This is a genomic window from Streptomyces sp. NPDC033229, assembly GCF_055576875.1.
In genome coordinates this window covers 118,720-137,959 of the sequence record NZ_JBVIQR010000019.1, presented here as the reverse complement: position 1 = coordinate 137,959, position 19,240 = coordinate 118,720, and the positions used below count along the sequence as shown (strand labels likewise).

Below are 19,240 nucleotides of genomic sequence, written 5' to 3'. Positions count from 1 at the left end.
CCATCCCTACGGCGCACCAATGACAGCCATACCCAGAGCCCCCGGGCCCTCCGATCTTACGAATGACCAGAGCAACCACCCTTGAAAGGTAGGACGTCACGATGACGATCACCACCGGGAAGTTAATCGAACGCGGTGTCGCCCCAGGGCACCGCACGGTGGGCGGCCGCGAGGTGTCCGAAGCAATCACCGGGCTCGCGCCGGCTACCGAGGTGTTCGGTGCGGTCGAAATGCGGTCAAGGCCTGAAGCCCTTCAGAATCGCAAGGAAAGGATCTTCAATGAAGGCTCTGGTGTTGTCGGGCGGGGCGGGAACCCGTCTGCGACCGTTCAGCTACTCCATGCCGAAACAACTCATCCCGATCGCCAACAAGCCCGTGCTGGAGCATGTGCTGGAGACCATCCGTGAGCTGGGCGTCACCGAGGTGGGAGTGATCGTCGGTGACCGGGGGCCGCACATAGCGGCCGTCCTCGGCGACGGTTCCCGCTTCGGGGTACGGCTGACCTTCATCGAACAGAAGGAGCCGCTCGGCCTCGCCCACACCGTCTCGGTGGCCCGGCCGTTCCTCGGCGACGACGACTTCGTGATGTATCTCGGGGACAACATGCTTCCCGACGGCATCACCGAACTCGCCGCGGAGTTCGCCGAGCACCGCCCCGCAGCCCAGGTCGTCGTCCGCAAGGTCGCGGACCCGCGTGCCTTCGGGGTGGCCGAACTCGGGCCGGACGGCGAGGTCGTCCGCCTCGTGGAGAAGCCCGCGGAACCGCGCAGCGACCTCGCGCTGATCGGTGTGTACTTCTTCACCCCCGCGATCCACGAGGCCGTGGACGCCATCGAACCCAGCCACCGGGGCGAGCTGGAGATCACCGACGCCGTCCAGTGGCTCGTGACCGCGGGCGCCGACGTACGCGCCCGTGAGTACCACGGGTACTGGAAGGACACCGGTCGCGTCGAGGACGTACTGGAGTGCAACCGCAAGGTCCTCGACGGCATCGAGCACTCCGTCGCGGGGGAGGTCGACGACGCCAGCGAGCTGACCGGCCCCGTGATCGTCGAGGCCGGTGCCCGCGTCGTCCGTTCCCGGATCGAGGGCCCGGCGATCGTCGGCGCGGGCACCCTCGTGGAGGACAGCCGCGTCGGCCCGTACACGGCCCTCGGCCGTGACTGCGTTCTGCGCCACACCAGAATCGACTACTCCATCACCTTGGAAGGTGCCATGGTGACCCATGTACGCGGCCTGCACGGCTCATTGATCGGCCGTTCGGCCACCGTCGACGCCACCGAGGTGGGCGCGGACCGCCACCGCATCGTCGTCGGCTGCCACGCCCACGTCGAGGTGGTGGCATGAGGCTCCTGGTCACCGGCGCGGCCGGCTTCATCGGCTCGACATACGTCCGTACGCTCCTGGAGGGCGGCTATCCCGGCTACGAGGACGCCCGCGTCACCGTCCTGGACAAGCTGACCTACGCGGGCAACCGCGACAACCTGCCCGCCACGCACCCCCGCATGACGTTCGTCCGCGGTGACATCAACGACCTGCCGCTGCTGCTCGATCTGCTGCCCGGGCACGACGCCGCGGTGCACTTCGCCGCCGAGTCGCACGTCGACCGCTCCCTGACGGCCGCCGCGGAATTCATCCGGACGAACGTCTGTGGCACCCAGAACCTCCTCGAAGCGTGTCTGCGCAGCGGTGTCCAGCGCGTCGTGCACGTCTCCACCGACGAGGTGTACGGCTCCATCGCCGAGGGATCCTGGACCGAGGAGTGGCCGCTGGAACCCAACACCCCCTACGCGGCCTCCAAGGCGGCCTCCGACCTGGTGGCGCGCTCGTACTGGAAGACGCACGGCCTGGACCTGTCGATCACCCGCTGTTCCAACAACTACGGGCCGTACCAGCACCCCGAGAAGCTCATCCCGCTGTTCATCACCAACCTGCTGGAGGGCCGGACCGTCCCCCTCTACGGGGACGGCCGCAACATCCGCGAGTGGCTGCACGTCGACGACCACTGCCGGGGCATCCAGCTCGTCCTCACCAGCGGGCGGTCCGGTGAGATCTACAACATCGGCGGCGGCAACGAACACACCAACGTCGAGATCACCCGGCGGCTGCTGGAGCTGTGCGGTGCCGACGAGTCCATGGTCCGCCACGTCGCCGACCGCAAGGGACACGATCTGCGCTACTCCATCGCGGAGGACAAGATCCGCGACGAGCTGGGATACGTCCCGCTGACCCCCTTCGAGCGTGGTCTCGCCGACACGGTCGGCTGGTACCGGGACAACCCCGGCTGGTGGAAGGCGACCAAGCCGCAGGAGGAAGCGAAGTGACCACAGTGGACCGAGGAGCAGCCCCCATGCGGATCCTGATGATCCCGAGCCCCGTCGTCACCCACCTCATGCCCCTGGTGCCGCTGGCCTGGGCCCTGCGCGCGGCGGGCCACGAGCTCCTCGTCGTCGGACAGCCGGACGTGATGGGCGTCGCCCGGCAGGCCGGGCTGAACGCCGTGAGCATCGGCGACCGGTTCGGCATGGAGGACGTCTTCCACAGCATGCTGGTACCGGGCAAGCGCCCCATCGAGCTGTGGGGCCGGCTCGACCCCGCGCACCTGGAGTACTTCCCCCCGGTCTGGAAGGACCACAGCGACCGCGTCCTGCCCGCCTACCTGGAGTTCGCCCGCGCGTACCGACCCGACCTGATCGTGGCCGACCCGATGGAGTTCAACTCCCTCGCGGTGGGCGGCCTGCTGGGCGTCCCGGTCCTGCACCACCGGTTCGGTGTCGACGCGGTGTCCGAGCCGGTGCGCGCGGCCGCGCGGATCGCGCTGCGGGACTCCTGCCGGTCCCTGGGCCTCGACGAGCTGCCCGACCCCGACATCCAGCTCGACCCCTGCCCCCCGGACCTGCAACTGCCCGGACTGCAAAAGGCCCTCCCCATCCGCTATGTGCCCTTCAACGGCAGTGGCGAGGTGCCCTCCTGGCTCCGTGAGGAGCGGCCGTCGGCCCCGGGGAAGCGGCGTGTCGTGGTCTCCCTGGGGACCCGTACGCTCGCGCTCAACGGCGTGCCCTTCATGCGCGGTCTGTTGCGGGCCTTCGACGGGCTTCGGGACGTCGAGGCCATCGCCACGGTCCCCGAGGCGTACCGCGACGAGATCGGGGCCGTGCCGGGCAATGTGCGCATGACCGACCCGGTGCCGCTTCACCTGCTCGTGGAGACCTGCGACGCGGTCGTCCACCACGGAGGGTCCGGCACGGTACTGACCACCGTGCACGCCGGGCTCCCGCACCTCGTACTGCCCCAGATGGCCGACCAGTTCGGGCACGCCGACCAGCTGGCCGCGACCGGGGCGGGCATCATGATCGACGACGCCGCGGGGCAGGACGACCCGGTGCGCCTGCGGGGCGCGCTGGAGGAACTGCTGTCGGAACCCGGCTACGCCAAGGGCGCGTGGGAACTGCGGGAAGCCATGCGGGAGATGCCCACCCCGTCCGAGGTCGTGGCCGGACTCGGGCGACTTCGCTGACCCGTCACCCCCGACCCGCGCACCCGAAACCCACCCCCGTCACCCGTGTGCGGCCGGACGGCCGCAGCCTCACCCTCACAAGGAGCCCGTTGATGTCCGAGCAGCCCGGCCGCCCCGGCCAGTCCGCCGTCGAGTGCGACCTCCCCGACGGCCGGTCCGTCCTGGGCATCCACCCCATGGAGACGGTCACGCTCTGGGGGGAGATCGCCGGGGATTCCCCCTACGCGCGCGCGTCCGCCGGTCTGGGCCCCGACGATGTGATCCTCGACATCGGCGCGCACATCGGCCTGGCTTCGATGCGCTTCGCCGAACAGGCCCCCGGCGCTCGCATCCTGTCCTTCGAGCCCGCCCCGGTGACCTATGCCTGCCTGGCGGACAACGTCACCCGGCACGTCCCGACCGGCACCGCGTTCCCCCAGGCGGTGGGCGGCGAGGCGGGCACCGCGGAGCTCACCTTCCACCCCTTCAACTCCTCGACCTCGACCCTGCACGCCGACCCGGAGGACGACCTGCGCAACTTCACGGCGTTCGTCGACAACACCGAAGTGCCCGGTGACGCCCGGGAGCTGATGCTCAGCGCATTCGGTGAGAAGCAGACGGTGACCGTCGACGTCACCACGGTGACCGCCGTGGTGGAGGAGCACGGCATCGAGCGGATCGGGCTGTTGAAGATCGACGTCGAGCGCGGCGAACTCGAGGTGATGCGCGGCATCGACGCCGCCCTCTGGCCGCGGATCCAGCGCGTGCTCCTCGAAGTGCACGACATCAACGGCCGGCTCGGCAGGATCGTCGCCGAGCTGGCCGGCCTCGGCTTCGAGGTCACGGTGTCGCAGGCACCGGTCTTCGTCGGCGGCAGCGTGTTCAACCTGCTCGCGACACGGCCCTGACCTCAGAGCCGTGTCGTGACCGCATCGCCCCGGAACCCCCAGCTGAACACGTCCAGGACACGACGGTAGTAGTCCGGGCCGAAGCCGAGGCGGTCCACCTCGGGGACGAGGGCCCGCAGCTTGTCGATGGAGACGGTGTGATGACTGCCCGTCTCCTGGTACTCGCGGCGGGCCGTCAGGCCGAGACTCCGCTCCAGGTGGTCGACGATCTGATCGACCGGGACCGAGACACCGGAGGCGACGTTGACCGTCTCGGCCGTCAGGTCCAGCGCCAGCAAGTGGTCGATCACGGTCACCGTGTCGGTCACATCGATCAGATCACGGGTGGCGGCACGGTGGACGTGGACCACACCGCCCCGCAACTGCCGTACCAGGGTGGGCAGTAGCTGGTGCGGTGGCTGGCCCGGGCCCACCAGATGGCTCAGGCGCAGAATCAGATGGTCGGCACCCGTGTCGCGCAGCTGCTCCTCGAGGGCGAGTTTGTGCGCGCCGTAAGGGGAGCACGGCACCACGGGCCGGTCCTCCCGCCCGGGCCCCTCCGCTGCCCCGTACATCCCGGTGGCGGACGTCGAGAAGAACAGCAGCCGCCGCCCGTCGGCCTTGCAGCGCAGCGCGGTCTCCCGCAGCAGCGCGGCCTCACGGGCGAAGTCGGCGTCGGAGGTGCCGGAGGCCCAGGAGACCCCGGCCGCGAGCGCCACGGTCCCCGGGTGCCGTCCGGCTATCGGTCGCAGGCTCCCGGCGAGGAATCCGTTACCCACTATGTCCATGCGTCGAGTCCTGATCTTCGGGATGAGGGGGGTCGGCCGTGCCGGGCGTAGAAGACCAGCGATCGCCCCGAGACGTCAACCATGCGGGCGGATGTCCAATGATGTCCTTAGTGTTTCGCGGAACCGGGCGGCCCGTGGAACCCGCGCTCACGTCGGGCGCCGACCAGCGGTGGCACCCGCCCGCCCCCCGGGCGCCGTGGCCGGACCGTACCGAACCACCGAAACGCCGGCATTGGACCGAACCAACCGAACCCTTTCGGAAGCACAAACCGCAGGCTTAGTCGTGTGGGCCCGGATGACGTTGACGCGCCTCCTCGGATCTATCTACTGTGCGGTTCCGGAGCCGGGCAGTCCAGGGCATTCCGCACGAGGCCCGGGTATCGGTTTTCTGACGCATTTCTAGCGCGTGGTTCTGAACGCTCTGCGGAACCTGAAAGATTGGCAGGCTCGTGGCTAATTCCTTACTTGCAGACTTGGTACCGGGCGTTACTCGCGGATACCCGGACGACCCTGGGGTCAACCAGCCGCAGTTCGACCAGCCGGGCCTGTGTATGGCCTCCCTCGATCCGACCCTGACGATCCGACAGGCGAATCAGGAGTTCTTCCGCCAGTTCGGCGCCTCCTCGGCGGACGTGTGCGGGCGCAACTTCCAGGAGCTGGTGCACCCGAGCGTGCAGCAGCCGCTGATGCGCCAGTTCTCACGGCTGGTCGAGGGCAAGCGGCAGCGCTTCGCCACCCATGTGGTCGGGGTGCGGCAGGAGGACTCGGCCTTCGCCAGCCCCCTGACGGCCATCGCCGTCCGCGGCGGTACGCCCGAGGACGCGTCGATCCTGGTGCTGATGCCGCAGACCCAGGGATCCGACGACGCCGGGGTGGTCACCAACCGGAAGAAGATTCTCACCGAGATCGACGCACGCATCCTCGAGGGCATAGCCGCCGGGATCTCCACGGTCCCGCTCGCCTCACGGCTCTACCTCAGCCGGCAGGGCGTCGAGTACCACGTGACCGGATTGCTGCGGAAGCTCAAGGTGCCCAACCGGGCCGCCCTGGTCTCACGGGCCTACTCCATGGGGGTGCTCAATGTGGGCACCTGGCCGCCGAAGGTCGTCGAGGAATTCATCAAGTGACACCCATAAAGGATTGACGTCGGCCGACCGGCCGAACGGCCGAAACAGCTCGGTCACGGCGGAACTTTCGGGCCAGAAAAGCCCGAAGGTTTTCCGCCGTGGCCGAGCTGTCGTCCGTGGGTGAACCCGCGGTAAGCGCAGAACGACAGCAGAACGACAGCAGAAGGGCAGGGGAAGGGCAAGGGAAACGCCCAGACATTCTCTGCACGGTGCGGTGCGCTCTTGTGCCCGCTCGGCCGTCCCACGGATAGTGGCATCGCGCCGAAAGTGAACGAGACGAAGGACGAGCATGGCTGAGATACCCGTGGACGACACGCTGTGGTGCCGGAACTTCCGTCCCAACCCGGACGCCCCCGTGCGGCTGGTCTGCTTCCCCCACGCGGGCGGTTCCGCGAGCTTCTACCTGCCCGTCGCCTCGGCGCTGACGCCGGACGCCGACGTGCTGGCGATCCAGTACCCCGGTCGCCAGGACCGCCGCCGGGAGCCCTGCGTGGACGACATCGCGACACTCGCCGAGCAGGTCCACACGGCGCTCGCCGGCTGGCTGGACCGGCCGGTGGTGTTCTTCGGACACAGCATGGGTGCCCTGGTGGCGTTCGAGGTGGCCCGCCGGATGGAACGCGACGGCCAGGGCCCCGCGCGGCTGGTCGCCTCGGGGCGCCGCGCGCCCTCCCGCTACCGCGACGAGAACGTCCATCAGCGCGACGACGACGGCATCGTCGCCGAGTTGCACGAGATGAGCGGCACGGACACCCGGGTGCTCGGCGACGAGGAGATGCTGCGGATGGTCCTGCCCGCCATCCGGGCGGACTACCGCGCGGTGGAGACCTACCGCAGCGAGCCGGGCGCGTCGGTGCGCTGCCCGGTCACCGTGATGGTGGGCGACGACGACCCCAGGACCTCCCTCGACGAGGCCGAGGACTGGAAGGGGCACACCACCGGCGCGTTCGACCTGCAGGTCTACCCCGGTGGGCACTTCTACCTCAGCAACCAGGCCCCCGCCGTCATCAAGGCCCTGCGCGGGCACCTGGCCGCCGTGCCGGCCTCCCCCCAGGGCTGAGGCCGGGCGGGCAGTGGGCCCGGGCCGCGCGGTACGCGGACACACGCCGTCCGTCGGCAGTACGGGTGATACCCCTGCCGACGGCGCGCGTGTCGGTGGACCGGCGGCGGCCCGGCGGGTGACGCTGCGTCGGACAAATAGCCGGAATATAGCGCTATGGCATCAGAGAGTTGATACGTCAAACGCGCCATGGTCCGGTGTCCGGCTCCGATCGAGGAGAGCGATCGATGGAACCCGCGTATGACCTGATGGCCCGTCTGCTCACGGAGCACTTCGGCATCCCCGAGGAGGAGATCACCCCGGACGCCACGTTCGAACAGCTCGAAGTCGACTCACTGGCCAGGGTCGAGCTGATCACCATGCTCGAGGACCGGCTGCACGTGACCCTGCCCGAGGAACACGGCGACGCCACCGTCGGAGAGGCCGCCGCGTACCTCGACGGGCTCGTGGCCGGCCGCGCCGACCAGGGGCGGGCCGCCCCCGTCGGGGACCAACCGGTGGCGATGGCGGGGCCCGCGCGGTGAGCGCCTCGGACGCGGCCGTCACCGGGATCGGCATGGTCACACCGGCGGGGCTGGGCCGGGAGGCCACCTGGGACGGACTGTGCGAAGGAGTGGGATTCGGCGCCCGGGACCCGTGGCTGGCCGGACTGCCGGTCGACTTCTCCTGCGGGGTCCACGACTTCGACGGCGGAGCCCTGCTCGGCAAGCGGATCACCTGGCGCAACGACCGGTTCATCCACCTGGCGATGGTCGCCGCCCGCGAGGCGGTCGCCGACGCGGCGCTGGACACCGACACCTGGGACGCCCCCCGGGTGGCCGTGGTCCTCGGCTGCGCCAGCAACGGCGGCGACCGCTGGGCCACCGAGTACCGCAATCTGGCCGAAGGGCGCGTGGAGGCCATCTCACCGACCGCCCTGCTGCGTTCGCTGCCCAACATGGTCGCCGGCGAGGTGTCCACCGATCTCCAGGCGCTCGGCCCCTGCCTCACCACCTCGACGGCCTGCGCGGCCGGCACCACGGCCATCGGCACCGCCCGCGACCTGCTGCGCACGGGCGCCTGCGACATCGCGATCGCCGGCGGCACCGACTGCGCGCGCGTCCCCATGGGCTCGGCCGCCTTCTACCGGATGCGGGCCCTGTCCGAGAACCGCCAGGACCCGGCGGGCGCGTCACGACCGTTCGACGCGGACCGCGACGGGTTCGTCCTGAGCGAGGCGGCGGCCGTCCTCGTCCTGGAACGGCCGGAGTACGCCCGCGCCCGCGGCGCGCACATCCGCGGTTACGTCTCGGGCTACGGGGCCTCCAGCGACGGCTTCCACCCCACCCGCCCGGACCCGGAGGGCGCCGGCGCGCGGCGCGCGGTGCTCGCCGCTCTCGCCGACGCCCGCGCGGACGTGTCGGAGGTGCACCACGTCAACGCGCACGGCACGTCCACGCCCCTGAACGACCGCGTGGAGGCCACCATGCTGTCGAAGGTGTTCCGCACGCCCCCGCCCGTGACGTCCGTCAAGGGCGCCATCGGGCACTCGCTCGGGGCCGCGGGCGCGATCGACGCGGCCTGCACGGTGATGTCGCTGGAGCGACAGCTCGTCCTGCCGACCGCCAACCTGGACCGGCTGGACGACGGAATGGACCTGGACGTGGTGACGAAGAAGCCGCGGCCGCACCGCATGGAGGCGGCGATCAGCGACTCGTTCGGCTTCGGCGGCCAGAACGCCGTGCTGTTCTTCCGGGCCGCGTGAGCTCCCAGGACCTCGACACCGCCCCGGCCCCGAGCCCCCCGAGCACCAGGGGGCCCGGGGCCGCGGGCCGCGCCGCCGCCACCGGGCGCGCCGGGCGCGCCCGGCCCTGGCTCGTGCCCGCCCTCGCGTTCGTGGTGACCGTGCTGCTCGGCGTGGCCGGCATCGGCACCCACGAGCGGTTGGCCAACGGCGGCTACACCGCGTCCGGCACCGAGTCCGAACGCGCCAACCGGCTGCTGGCCGACCGCTTCGGCGGCGGCAGCCCCGACCTCGTGCTGCTCGTACGGGCCGAGGGCGGCCTCGACACCGCGCGGGCCCGTGCGGAAGGGCGACGGCTGACCCTGCGGCTGGCGCGCGCGCCCGGGGTCGGCGGGGTGCGCTCCTCCTGGTCGGGCGGCGCGGCCGGTACGGACCCGGCGCTGCGGTCCGAGGACGGCACGCTGGCGCTGATCACGGCGGACCTGACGGGCGCGGACCGTGACGCGGCGCGCACCGCCGGAGCACTGGTGCCCGAACTCACCGGCCGCCACGGGCCCTTGCTCGTCCAGGCGACCGGCCCCGCCTGGGTCAGCGTGGAAGCCGGGCGCGTCAGCCAGCGCGACCTGGTGCGCGCCGAGCTCGTCGCCGCCCCCCTCACCCTGATCGTCCTCGTGCTCGCGCTGCGTTCCCTGGTGGCCGCGCTCGTCCCCCTCGTGATCGGCGTGGTGGCCGTCGTCGGCACGGTCGCGCTGCTGCGGCTGCTCAGTTACGCCATGCCGGTGTCGGTCTTCGCCATGAACCTCGCCACCGCGCTCGGCTTCGGGCTCGCGGTCGACTACGGGCTGTTCCTCGTCACCCGCTACCGCGAGGAGCTGCGCACGGGCAAGCCCGTGGCCGTCGCCGTCGACCGGACCGCGCGCAGGGCGGGGCACACCGTGGCCGTCTCGGCCTGCACCGTGGCACTGTCGATGGCGGCGCTCCTGGTGCTGCCGCTGCCGTTCCTGCGGTCCATGGCCTGCGCCGGGATGGCGGTCGCCCTGCTCGCCGCGGCCACCGCCGTGCTTCTCGTGCCGCCTGTCCTGAACCTCCTCGGCACCCGCGTCGACCGCTGGGACCCGCTCGCCGTGCCGCGCGGCCTGCGCCGTACTGGCCCTCGGGCGCCACGGGCGGACAGCCCGGCCTGGCGGACCGTCGCCCGGATCGTCACCCGGCGGCCGGTGTACTACGGCGGGGGCTGCGCGCTGGCCCTCCTGCTGTTGGCCTCGCCCTTCGCCCACGTGCACTTCGGGTTGTCGGACGAGCGGGTGCTGCCCGCGCACACCGAGGCGCACCGGACGTCCCAGGCCATCCGCGAGGGCTTCACCTCCCGCGCCGAACGGAATCTGACCGTCGTGCTCCCGGACGTCGACGTCGTGCGCGACCGGGCGGCACTGTCGGCGTACGAACGCCGGGTGGCGGCCCTGCCGTCCGTCGCCCGCGTCGCCGCGGTGCCCGCGCCGACGGGCGGGGCACCCTGGGCGGGCAGGGACGGCGCCCCCGCCGGGGCCGTGAGAGGAGACCGGGTGCGGGTGGCGGCACCGCCCGGGCCGGGCGCGGTGCTGACCGTGACCGGCCCCGAGGACCCCCAATCACGAGCCGGTCGGGGCCTGGTGAAGCGACTGCGGTCGCTGCCCGCCCCCGGCGAACGGCTCGTCACCGGGCGGGCGGCCTACCTCGCCGACACCCGGGACGCGGTGCGCGACCGGCTGCCGCTCGCGGCCGGGATCGTCGCCGTCACGACCTGGGCGATGCTCTTCCTGCTCACCGGGAGCGTGCTGCTGCCGGTGAAGGCGCTGGTGGTCGGGGCGCTGAGCCTCGGCACGAGCTTCGGGCTGATGGTCCACGTCTTCCAGGACGGCCATCTGCGCGACGCGGTGGGGGAGTTCACGGTCACCGGGACGCTCGACATGACGATGCCGCTGCTGATGTTCGTCATCGCGTTCGGGCTGGCGATCGACTACGAGATCTTCTTGCTGTCCCGGGTGAAGGAGCACTACGCCGCGACCGGCGACAACCGGCAGGCCGTGGTGGAGGGCGTCGCGCGGACGGGTCGGCTGGTGACCACGGGCGCCCTCGCCGTGGCCGTCGTCACCGGCGCCCTCGCCACCTCCGGGGTGACCCTGCTGAAGCTGCTCGGTACGGGCCTCGCCGTCGCCGTGCTCGTCGACGCGGTCCTGGTGCGGGGGGTTCTCGTCCCCGCCTGTCTGACCGTGGCGGGGCGCGCCAACTGGTGGACCCCCGCCCCGCTGGCGCGGGCACACGCGCGGATCAGCGCCCGGACAGGCCTGGACGAGAGCCGTTGACGACCGCCCGCCGCTTCCGCGCCGAGGGCGCCGGCTGCTGTCATGCCACCGCCGCCCGGCTCCGCGACGGTGCTGCCCCGTCGCGGGTGCCGGCCGGGCACCGGCCCGACCCGCCGCGCGATGCGCCGCGCGGAAGAGACCCACGTCCGGTTCCTCACGGAGCGTCGCCCCTCCCCGGGCGTGGACGCCCGGTGGGAGGCCGCCCTGGCCGTCGGCTATCACCTGACGCACGGCGGTGAGCCGCTGTCGGCGTGCGACCCCGGGGGGCGCTCGCCACACGGCCGGACGCCGTCCCCCGGCCGACCGGTCCGGCCGAGGCAGTGGCCGCTGCAGCCGAGGGAGGCGGAGCCACCCGCGTGGCCCGGCCGTCGAACCGCGCTCACACTGGGGGCAGCGAGTCAGGAGACACCGATGAACAACCGGCAGCGCTTCCGCGCCCACCTCGCCGACCCGAAGATGCTCATGGTGCCGATCGCGCACGACCCGCTGTGCGCCCGCATCATCGAGAGCGCCGGATTCCAGGCCGTCGGGGTGGGCGGGGCCGCGAGCGCCGCGGCACTGCTGGGGCGCCCCGACGCCCGGCTGCTCAGCGCGCGGGAGATGGCGGACGTCGTCTGGCGGACCGTCGACGCCGTCGGTGTCCCCGTCTTCGCGGACGCGGACGACGGTTACGGCGACGCCACCCACGTGGCCTGGACGGTACGGCAGTACGAGAGCGCGGGCGCCGCGGGCCTGTTCCTGGCGGACCGGCCCGCGCGGCGTCAGCGCGGCCGGACGGTGGGCGAGGCGGCGGGCGGAACGCAGGACGACACGGTCGTGCCGGCGGCGGAGCTGATCGGCAGGATCGAGGCCGCCGTCGCCGCCCGCCGGGACCCCGACATGCTGATCATGGCGCGTACGGACGCCCTGGCGTCCCACGGGATCGACGAGGCCCTCGACCGTGCCCACGGCTGTGTCGACGCGGGTGCCGACGCGATCTGCGTCGCGAACCCCGCCTCGACACACCAGATGCGCCGGATCACCGAGGAGATCACCGCCCGCCGCGGCATCCCGACGATGGCGGACGCGAGCCCCGGCGTCACACCCCCGCCGACCGCCGCCGAACTCCAGCAGATCGGCTACGCGTTGACGCTGTATCCGACGCTCGCCTCCCGGGCCCTCGCGCACGCCGTCGCCGACGTGATGGGGGAGCTGTCCTGGAGCGGGGACGCGACGCCGCTGGCGGACCGGCTGGCGCCCTTCGAGGAGTTCCATGCCCTGGCCCGCCCGCCGGAGCACCGCGAGGCCGTCGGCCCGCCCGGCGCCCGGAGGTGAACGCGGCGGTGAGGAGCGCGGTCGGTGGGGCAGCGCCCACCCCGACGCGTCGGTTCGGCCGGATGGAGCAGGGTTGGATCATGCGGTGCCCCGGCTGGGTAAACTCGCGGCGTTGCTCGGCGCGGGAGGCCGTACTCATGGGGTGCGGCGACCGTTGTCGGCGCACCCCCTCGTACCAGGCCCGCCGTGCCGGGTGACGGTCACCGGACAGTCCGAAACACGAGGAGTGCGTCATGGCTGAGGTAAAGCTGAGCGCCGAGCTGCGTAATAACTTCGGCAAGGGTGCCGCCCGTCGCACCCGTCGTGACAACAAGGTCCCCGGCGTCATCTACGGGCACGGCGCCGACCCCAAGCACGTGGCGATCGACAGCCACTCGCTGATGATGGCCCTGAAGACACCGAACGTCCTGCTCCGACTCGACGTCGCAGGCAAGAGCGAACTCGTCATCCCCAAGGCCGTGCAGCGCGAGGCCATCCGCGGCTTCCTGGTCCACGTGGACTTCCTGGCCGTGAAGAAGGGCGAGAAGGTCACCGTCGAGGTGCCGGTGCTCACCGAGGGTGATCTGGCGCCGGGCGGCAATCTGCTGGAGCACATCCTGAACGCCCTGCCCGTCGAGGCCGAGGCCACCCACATCCCGGAGGGGGTGACGGTGTCCATCGAGGGCCTGGAGGCCGGTCACACCATCCGGGCCGGGGACATCGAGCTGCCGCGCGGCAGCTCCCTGGCCATCGAGGAGGACGCCGCCGTCCTCCAGGTCGTCGCCGCCCAGACCGAGCCGGCGGAGGAAGAGACGGAGGAGGCCGAGGAGGCCGTGGCGGAAGCCGCGCCCGAGCCCGAGGAGGCACCGGCCGAGAGCTGAGCCCCGCGCCACGACCCGGCCCTGGCCCCGCACTCCGCTTCGGCGGAAGTGCGGGGCCGGGGCCGAGCGAGCATTGCCGGGGCTGTCAGAACGGGCGCTGGGACAGCGGGATCCGCACCATGATCGTCGCCCGCTTCTCCACCGCCGTCGCGCCCTGGCGGCTCGCCCACGACTCGCCGCCGCGCATCCAGGCCGGCAGACCGGCGGGCAGGTCCCCCGCGGGGATCTCGCCGAGATCCGCCGGGGTGAGGTCCTCGCCGTAGTGCACAAGTGGTACCGGGGTGTCCGGCGTGACCACCGGGTGCAGCGCGTCCAGCGCGCCGTTCCAATTGGTGAGCATCTTCGCCATGGCGACCGCCCGGGGCGTCCCCGAGGACGCGGCGCTGTCGGGGTAGGTGGGGTGCCGGATGTGCTGGTAGGCGCCCCCGTAGGCCTGGCCCGAGGGGGTCTCGCGCCACGTGCGGAACGCGGTGTCCGCCAGTCGGCCCAGCGCGACGACGGCCTCGATGGGATTGTTCGCCGTCAGGGCGTCGAGCCACGCGTGCCGGTGCAGGGCGATGTCGGGGTCGTTCGCGTGGGCCTCGCCCGCCTGCTGGCCGTAGACGCTGTACAGATAGGTGTTGACCATGACGTAGCTGGTCTCGATGCCGAGCTTGTTGAGAAAGCCCTGGAATCGCCGGCCCGCGGTGCCGACCAGGATCCGCCGGACGACGGCTTCATGGGCCGCGGGGTCCTGGCCGATGACCAGCACCCGGGCCGTGCCGTCCAGCCGCCCCCGATGGAAGATGGGACCCCACTCGGTACGGAAGTCGTCCGGCGGATAGGTCTCCGTGCCGGGGAACGTCCGCGCCAGCGTGGCGTACGGCTCCTCGACGCAGCCGGGATCGAAGTCGTGCATCGTCTTCTCCTGTCCTGCCGCCGGGGCCCCGCCCGTCCCCGCCCTGCCCGCGGGGCGGTCCCGCGGCGGGCGCGGCGGCCGCGCCCATGGGAAAATTGTTACCTCATATCAGGACTGTTCCCTGTACGCACGGCGGAGGGACCAGCAGATGTCACCAGCTGCAGAGCCCCCGGTGGACCCTTTGGCGGGACCGCGTTTCGCGTTGCGGGGCCGGGTCGTGACGATGAACGGCCGGCACGACGTGATCGACGACGGTGTCGTCTACATCAACCAGGGCGTCATCGACAAGGTCGCACCGGCCGGTGCCGATCCTCCGGCAGGCCATGAGCACACGACGGTCACCCCGAGCGGCGGCAGCATCTATCCCGGCCTGATCGAGCTGCACAACCACCTGCCCTACAACGTGCTGCCCCTGTGGCAGGTCCCCGAGAACTACCCCAACCGCACCGAGTGGGGCGGGGCGCGGAATCCCGACTACGGCCGGCTCGTCACCGGGCCGATGCGCGTCCTGGGCGAGGACGCCGCGCTGATGCCCGCCGTGGTGCGCTACGTCGAGGCCAAAGCGCTCGTCAACGGCACCACCACCAGCCAGGGCATCGCCCTGTTCTCCAACGCCGGCGCCCGCAGGATGTACCGGGGGATCGTGCGCAACGTCGAGGCGACGGACGACCCGGCCCTGCCGGAGGCGGCCACCCGGATCGCGGACGTCGAAGCCGCGAACGCCGGGAAGTTCCTGGCCCGGCTGAACCAGGGGCGCCGCCTGCTGCTGCACCTCGCCGAGGGCAGGGACACGGACGCCCGGGACCACTTCCTGGCCCTGAAACTCCCGGGTGACGACCAATGGGCCATTACGGAGAACCTGATCGGCATCCACTGCGCCGGTCTGCTCGCCGAGGACTTCCCCGTACTGGCCGACCACGGCGGGTCCATGGTCTGGTCACCGCTGTCGAACCTGCTGCTCTACGGCCGCACCGCCGACATAGCCGCCGCCCGGCGGGCCGGACTGCCCATCGCGCTGGGGTCGGACTGGGCGGTGTCCGGCAGCAAGGGGCTGCTGGGCGAGCTCAAGGCGGCCCGGCTGGCGTCGGCGGTGGCCGGCGGTGTCTTCTCCGACCGGGACCTCGTCGACATGGCCACCCGCAACCCCGCCGTCATGCTGCGCTGGGACGCGGCCCTGGGATCGCTGCGGGCGGGTGCGCGGGCCGACGTCATCGTCGTGGACCGGGCGGGCGGCGACGCCTACGCCACGCTGATCGACGCCCGGGACAGCGATCTGAGCCTGGTCGTGATCGCGGGCCACGCGCGCTACGGCACCCGTGCGCTGATGGACGACCTGGCCCCGGACGCGCAGCTGGAGACCGGGGTACGGGGGCTGCCGGCCGGCCGGGCGTTGAACCTGCGGCAGGCGTCGGCGGACCCCGTCGTGGGAGCTCTCACCCTCGCCGAGGCCGCCCGGCTCCTCACCCAGGCGCTGGCGGACCTTCCCGGCACCGCCGACCGGGCCCGTCGGGCCCCGCCCGAGGCCCGCGAGGCCGGGCCGCGATGGCGGCTGGCCCTGGACGAGATCGAGCCGACGGGCGCCGAACTCCGCCCGCGCCTGCCCCTGCTCAGAGCGGGCCGGGCCGTCCCCAGCGGGCCGGTCATCGGCGGGGCGGACGCCGACCTGGCAGAGGGCCCGGCCACCCTCCCCGCCCTGCGCCTGGACGGGCTGACCGCGACCAAGGACGCGACGTACCGCCGCACGCTCGGCGGGGAGATGAACCTGCCGCCGGGCTTCGCCGCCGCGCTCGAGGACCTGCTGACCTGAGACCCGTCACCCGGACGGCTCACAGGCAGCCCGCACCGCGTCGACGCGCCGGACCGCGTGCGCCCACCGGACCCGGCCGCCGTCCTGGGGCAGGAGCGGCTCCACGACGGCGGCCGAGCGGTCGCGGGTGACCGCCCTTCGGGTGAAGCTGGTGCCCCAGGGAGGGGCATCGGAGGGATCGAAGGGTGTCGCGCCATGTCAGACGAAACGACGCGGGTGCTGGCCGGCCTCGACGAGGCACGGCGCCGTGAACTGGCCGGTCTGTACCGGGACTTGCACTCCCATCCGGAACTGTCCTTCGCCGAGCACCACACGGCCGCGGAGGTCGCCCGCAGATCGCGGGCGTACGGTTTCGAGATGACCGAGGGCGTCGGCCGTACCGGTGTGGTGGCGGTCCTGCGCGGTGGCGCCGGGCCGACCGTGCTGCTGCGGGCGGACTTCGACGCGCTGCCGGTGGAGGAGCGCACCGGACTGCCGTACGCGTCGACCTCCGACGGCGTCATGCACGCCTGCGGCCACGACATGCACACCACGTGTCTGCTGGGCGCGATGCGGCTGCTGGCGGAGGGGCGCGAACACTGGTCCGGCACGGTACTGGCGGTCTTCCAGCCCGCCGAGGAGATGGGCCAGGGCGCGCGGGCGATGGTCGACGACGGCCTCTTCACCCGGTTCGGCAAGCCCGACGTGGTCCTCGGGCAGCACGTCATACGGTTGCCCGCGGGCACGGTCGGCTGCCATCCCGGTACGGCGTACGCGGCGACCGACGTGCTGCGGGTACGGATATTCGGCGCGGCCGGGCCCGACGCGGGCCCCGGCCCGGCGGGCGCCACGGCGAATCGGCTGCAGACGGTGCTCGAGCGGGAGATGAGCGACGCGGGCACCGTGCGGATCACGGCCGACGAGGCTCCTCCCGCCGTGGGGGACGGCGCGCAGGACGACGGCGTCCCGGTCGCGGCCCGGTTGAAGGTGAGTCTGCGCACCTGCTCGGCCCCGATGCGGCAACGCGCGCTGGAGGCGCTGGAGCGGGCCGTACGGGAGGAGGCCATCGCCTCCGGCGCCGTACGGGACCCGGAGATCAGCCCGCTCGGCACCTTCCCGCCACTGGTCAACGACGTGGACGCGGTGGACCGCACCATGACCGCCATCGGCGCCGTGATCGGCGCGGACAAGGTGGTCGACCCGGGGCTGCTGCCCGGTGGAGAGGACATCGGCGTGTTCGGCACGGCGGCCGACGTGCCGGTGTGCTTCTGGCAGTTCGGCGGCACCGACCCCGATACGTACGCCAAGGCCGAGGCCGCCGGGACCACCTGCGACGTTCCGGCGAACCACTCGCCGTTCTTCGCCCCGGTCATCGAACCGACCCTGACCACCGGGGTGACCGCCCTGGTGGCCGGTGCGCTGGCCTGGCTCGGCCCGGGCGGCGGCAGGCGCTGAGCCCGACTCCGCCACGGGTTCAGCGGCTCCCCAGCCGGTCCAGGGCCGCCGCGACCATGGCGGAGACACCGGTGGGCAGCGCGCTCCGCACATCCGGGGCGAACTCCGGCGAGTGATTGGGGGGCAGGGCCGCGAGCTTGTCCGCCGGTGTGCGGCCGGGGACCGCCCGCCACTGCCGGGCGCCGACCGAGCCCAGCATCCAGTACACCGTCGGGATACCGGCGAACCCGTGGATCCCCCGTCCCGCGTCGCCGAACAGCGGGAAATCCTCCGTGGCCATCGACGGCGGCCACAGCGCCACCCGCCCCGCGCCGAAGAGCGCCTGGTGCGCCTCCCGGACGGCCGCGGTGGCCGACGGATCGGGGACGTTGGGCGCCGAGCGGGACACGAGGGTGATCTCGGGCGGATCGACCCGGCCGGACGCGGCGCATTCGGCGTGCACGGTCCGGCGCACGGCCTCGGCGAGAGTATCGAGGGCGGCCTGTGAGTGGGCGCGCACGGTCAGGCCGAGCGTGGCCCGGTCGGGCACGACATTGCGGCTGTCGCCCGCGTGCAGCCGGCACACGGTGAGCACGGCCCGGTCGGCGGGTCCCGTTTCCGTGGCGACGAGGCCGTGCAGCGCGCCGACCGCGGCCGCCGCGGTCGCCACCGGGTTCACGGTCAGGTGCGGGGTGGCGGCGTGACCGCCGCGGCCGTGGACGACGACGTCGAAGGAGAGACTGCCGGCCATCAGCGCACCGCTGCCGTGGGCGACCATGCCCGCCGGGAACGGCGCGCTGTGCTGGGCGAGTACGGCATCGGGGCGCCCGAAACGGTCGTACAGACCGTCCTCGAGCATGGCCCGCGCCCCCTGGAGCGTCTCTTCCGCGGGCTGGCCGACGACCACGAGCGTGCCCCGCCACAGGTGCGTGGCGCGGGCCAGCAGCCTCGCCGCCCCGGCCGCCGCCGCGAGATGCAGATCGTGCCCGCACGCGTGCATGACCGGCACCTCGCGGCCGTCCGGGCCCGGTGCGCGGGCCGTGCTCGCGTACGGCAGGCCGGTCCGTTCCGCGACCGGCAGCGCGTCGAGTTCGGTACGCACCAGGACCCGCGGGCCCTCGCCGTTGCGCAGCACACCGACCACCCCGTGACCCCCGACCCCCGGCGTCACCCGGAAGCCGTCCGCGGCCAGCCAGGCGGCGAGGCGGGCCGCGGTGTGCTCCTCCTCCCCGGACAGTTCGGGTTCGGCGTGCACAGCGAGGCAGAGCGTGGTGGCCGCGAGCATGATGCCGTCGAGGCCCAGCAGGACCCGGCGGGCCCGGTCGGCCGTGGAGGGAGGTGTCATGGCGGTTCCTCGCAGGGGATCGGAAGGAAGCACCTCGGGCGGTGGTACCCGCGTGCGAGCGGAATGAGAGCGGAACGCCGGGGGCCCGGCGAGCGCGTCCTGCTGGGATGGCGGAGCAAGGGAACACCACGTCCGGCCGGGCCCCCCTTCGTGGCCGGCCGGCCGGACTCGACGCATCGG

16 protein-coding genes are annotated in these 19,240 nt (G+C 72.5%); 13 read left to right on the top strand and 3 right to left on the bottom strand.

The window, feature by feature from the left end:
* Positions 1–279 precede the first annotated feature (279 nt).
* The 4 genes from ACZ53N_RS18835 to ACZ53N_RS18820 all read left to right on the top strand — a co-directional run bounded on the left by ACZ53N_RS18835 (position 280) and on the right by ACZ53N_RS18820 (position 4,404).
* Positions 280–1,347: a glucose-1-phosphate thymidylyltransferase gene (locus ACZ53N_RS18835; RefSeq protein WP_469141946.1), complete on the top strand. Its 1,068-nt coding sequence runs from the start codon at positions 280–282 to the stop codon at positions 1,345–1,347.
* The gene (gene rfbB, locus ACZ53N_RS18830; RefSeq protein ID WP_469141945.1) at positions 1,344–2,324 is read left to right on the top strand and encodes a dTDP-glucose 4,6-dehydratase; all 981 of its coding nucleotides are present in this window, start codon (positions 1,344–1,346) and stop codon (positions 2,322–2,324) included. The genes ACZ53N_RS18835 and rfbB overlap by 4 nt, the downstream gene beginning before the upstream one ends.
* Positions 2,325–2,350: 26 nt before the next feature.
* Positions 2,351–3,517 carry a nucleotide disphospho-sugar-binding domain-containing protein gene (locus ACZ53N_RS18825; protein WP_469141944.1) on the top strand — a complete coding sequence of 389 codons (1,167 nt, stop codon included), beginning with the start codon at positions 2,351–2,353 and terminating at the stop codon, positions 3,515–3,517.
* A gap of 92 nt (positions 3,518–3,609) precedes the next feature.
* The gene (locus tag ACZ53N_RS18820; protein WP_469141943.1) at positions 3,610–4,404 is read left to right on the top strand and encodes an FkbM family methyltransferase; all 795 of its coding nucleotides are present in this window, start codon (positions 3,610–3,612) and stop codon (positions 4,402–4,404) included.
* A 2-nt stretch (positions 4,405–4,406) separates the two neighbouring features.
* On the opposite strand, the gene ACZ53N_RS18815 is transcribed toward ACZ53N_RS18820, so the two are convergent.
* The gene (locus tag ACZ53N_RS18815; protein WP_469141942.1) at positions 4,407–5,171 is read right to left on the bottom strand and encodes an NAD-dependent epimerase/dehydratase family protein; all 765 of its coding nucleotides are present in this window, start codon (positions 5,169–5,171) and stop codon (positions 4,407–4,409) included.
* A 473-nt stretch (positions 5,172–5,644) separates the two neighbouring features.
* On the opposite strand from ACZ53N_RS18815, the gene ACZ53N_RS18810 reads away from it, so the two are divergent.
* The 7 genes from ACZ53N_RS18810 to ACZ53N_RS18780 all read left to right on the top strand — a co-directional run bounded on the left by ACZ53N_RS18810 (position 5,645) and on the right by ACZ53N_RS18780 (position 13,597).
* A complete protein-coding gene (locus tag ACZ53N_RS18810) occupies positions 5,645–6,298 on the top strand; it encodes a PAS domain-containing protein (RefSeq protein ID WP_469141941.1) in 654 nt (217 codons plus the stop codon).
* Between the two features lie 289 nt (positions 6,299–6,587).
* Complete coding sequence (locus ACZ53N_RS18805; RefSeq protein ID WP_469141940.1) at positions 6,588–7,358, top strand: thioesterase II family protein; 771 nt, start codon at positions 6,588–6,590, stop codon at positions 7,356–7,358.
* A 227-nt stretch (positions 7,359–7,585) separates the two neighbouring features.
* A complete protein-coding gene (locus ACZ53N_RS18800; RefSeq protein WP_361934878.1) occupies positions 7,586–7,882 on the top strand; it encodes an acyl carrier protein in 297 nt (98 codons plus the stop codon).
* The gene (locus ACZ53N_RS18795) at positions 7,879–9,102 is read left to right on the top strand and encodes a beta-ketoacyl-[acyl-carrier-protein] synthase family protein (protein ID WP_469141939.1); all 1,224 of its coding nucleotides are present in this window, start codon (positions 7,879–7,881) and stop codon (positions 9,100–9,102) included. Before ACZ53N_RS18800 ends, ACZ53N_RS18795 begins: the two co-directional genes overlap by 4 nt.
* Positions 9,099–11,423, top strand: coding sequence for an MMPL family transporter (locus tag ACZ53N_RS18790; protein WP_469141938.1), 2,325 nt, complete (start codon positions 9,099–9,101; stop codon positions 11,421–11,423). The genes ACZ53N_RS18795 and ACZ53N_RS18790 overlap by 4 nt, the downstream gene beginning before the upstream one ends.
* 411 nt (positions 11,424–11,834) lie before the next feature.
* Positions 11,835–12,737 (top strand): isocitrate lyase/PEP mutase family protein, encoded by a 903-nt coding sequence (locus tag ACZ53N_RS18785; RefSeq protein ID WP_469141937.1) that lies wholly within the window; start codon positions 11,835–11,837, stop codon positions 12,735–12,737.
* A 233-nt stretch (positions 12,738–12,970) separates the two neighbouring features.
* Entirely contained in the window at positions 12,971–13,597 is a 627-nt protein-coding gene (locus tag ACZ53N_RS18780) for a 50S ribosomal protein L25/general stress protein Ctc (protein WP_469141936.1), read from the top strand.
* A gap of 85 nt (positions 13,598–13,682) precedes the next feature.
* Here ACZ53N_RS18780 and ACZ53N_RS18775 read toward each other — a convergent pair whose 3' ends face one another.
* Positions 13,683–14,495 carry a uracil-DNA glycosylase family protein gene (locus ACZ53N_RS18775; protein ID WP_469141935.1) on the bottom strand — a complete coding sequence of 271 codons (813 nt, stop codon included), beginning with the start codon at positions 14,493–14,495 and terminating at the stop codon, positions 13,683–13,685.
* Positions 14,496–14,718: 223 nt separating this feature from the next.
* Here ACZ53N_RS18775 and ACZ53N_RS18770 point away from each other — a divergent pair, with 223 nt between their 5' ends.
* Complete coding sequence (locus ACZ53N_RS18770; RefSeq protein WP_469141951.1) at positions 14,719–16,302, top strand: amidohydrolase family protein; 1,584 nt, start codon at positions 14,719–14,721, stop codon at positions 16,300–16,302.
* Between the two features lie 195 nt (positions 16,303–16,497).
* On the top strand, positions 16,498–17,736 hold the full coding sequence (locus tag ACZ53N_RS18765; protein ID WP_469141934.1) for an amidohydrolase: 1,239 nt from the start codon (positions 16,498–16,500) through the stop codon (positions 17,734–17,736).
* A gap of 19 nt (positions 17,737–17,755) precedes the next feature.
* Here the strand turns inward: ACZ53N_RS18765 and ACZ53N_RS18760 are convergent, their stop codons facing one another.
* The gene (locus ACZ53N_RS18760; protein ID WP_469141933.1) at positions 17,756–19,060 is read right to left on the bottom strand and encodes an amidohydrolase; all 1,305 of its coding nucleotides are present in this window, start codon (positions 19,058–19,060) and stop codon (positions 17,756–17,758) included.
* Positions 19,061–19,240 lie beyond the last annotated feature (180 nt).

What these genes read in the sequence shown, in the direction of transcription:
- ACZ53N_RS18835 (WP_469141946.1), top strand. Translation starts at nt 280, where the DNA reads ATGAAGGCTCTGGTGTTGTCGGGCGGGGCGGGAACCCGTCTGCGACCG.
- rfbB (WP_469141945.1), top strand. Translation starts at nt 1,344, where the DNA reads ATGAGGCTCCTGGTCACCGGCGCGGCCGGCTTCATCGGCTCGACATAC.
- ACZ53N_RS18825 (WP_469141944.1), top strand. Translation starts at nt 2,351, where the DNA reads ATGCGGATCCTGATGATCCCGAGCCCCGTCGTCACCCACCTCATGCCC.
- ACZ53N_RS18820 (WP_469141943.1), top strand. Translation starts at nt 3,610, where the DNA reads ATGTCCGAGCAGCCCGGCCGCCCCGGCCAGTCCGCCGTCGAGTGCGAC.
- ACZ53N_RS18815 (WP_469141942.1), bottom strand. Translation starts at nt 5,171, where the DNA reads ATGGACATAGTGGGTAACGGATTCCTCGCCGGGAGCCTGCGACCGATA.
- ACZ53N_RS18805 (WP_469141940.1), top strand. Translation starts at nt 6,588, where the DNA reads ATGGCTGAGATACCCGTGGACGACACGCTGTGGTGCCGGAACTTCCGT.
- ACZ53N_RS18800 (WP_361934878.1), top strand. Translation starts at nt 7,586, where the DNA reads ATGGAACCCGCGTATGACCTGATGGCCCGTCTGCTCACGGAGCACTTC.
- ACZ53N_RS18785 (WP_469141937.1), top strand. Translation starts at nt 11,835, where the DNA reads ATGAACAACCGGCAGCGCTTCCGCGCCCACCTCGCCGACCCGAAGATG.
- ACZ53N_RS18780 (WP_469141936.1), top strand. Translation starts at nt 12,971, where the DNA reads ATGGCTGAGGTAAAGCTGAGCGCCGAGCTGCGTAATAACTTCGGCAAG.
- ACZ53N_RS18775 (WP_469141935.1), bottom strand. Translation starts at nt 14,495, where the DNA reads ATGCACGACTTCGATCCCGGCTGCGTCGAGGAGCCGTACGCCACGCTG.
- ACZ53N_RS18770 (WP_469141951.1), top strand. Translation starts at nt 14,719, where the DNA reads ATGAACGGCCGGCACGACGTGATCGACGACGGTGTCGTCTACATCAAC.
- ACZ53N_RS18765 (WP_469141934.1), top strand. Translation starts at nt 16,498, where the DNA reads ATGTCAGACGAAACGACGCGGGTGCTGGCCGGCCTCGACGAGGCACGG.
- ACZ53N_RS18760 (WP_469141933.1), bottom strand. Translation starts at nt 19,060, where the DNA reads ATGACACCTCCCTCCACGGCCGACCGGGCCCGCCGGGTCCTGCTGGGC.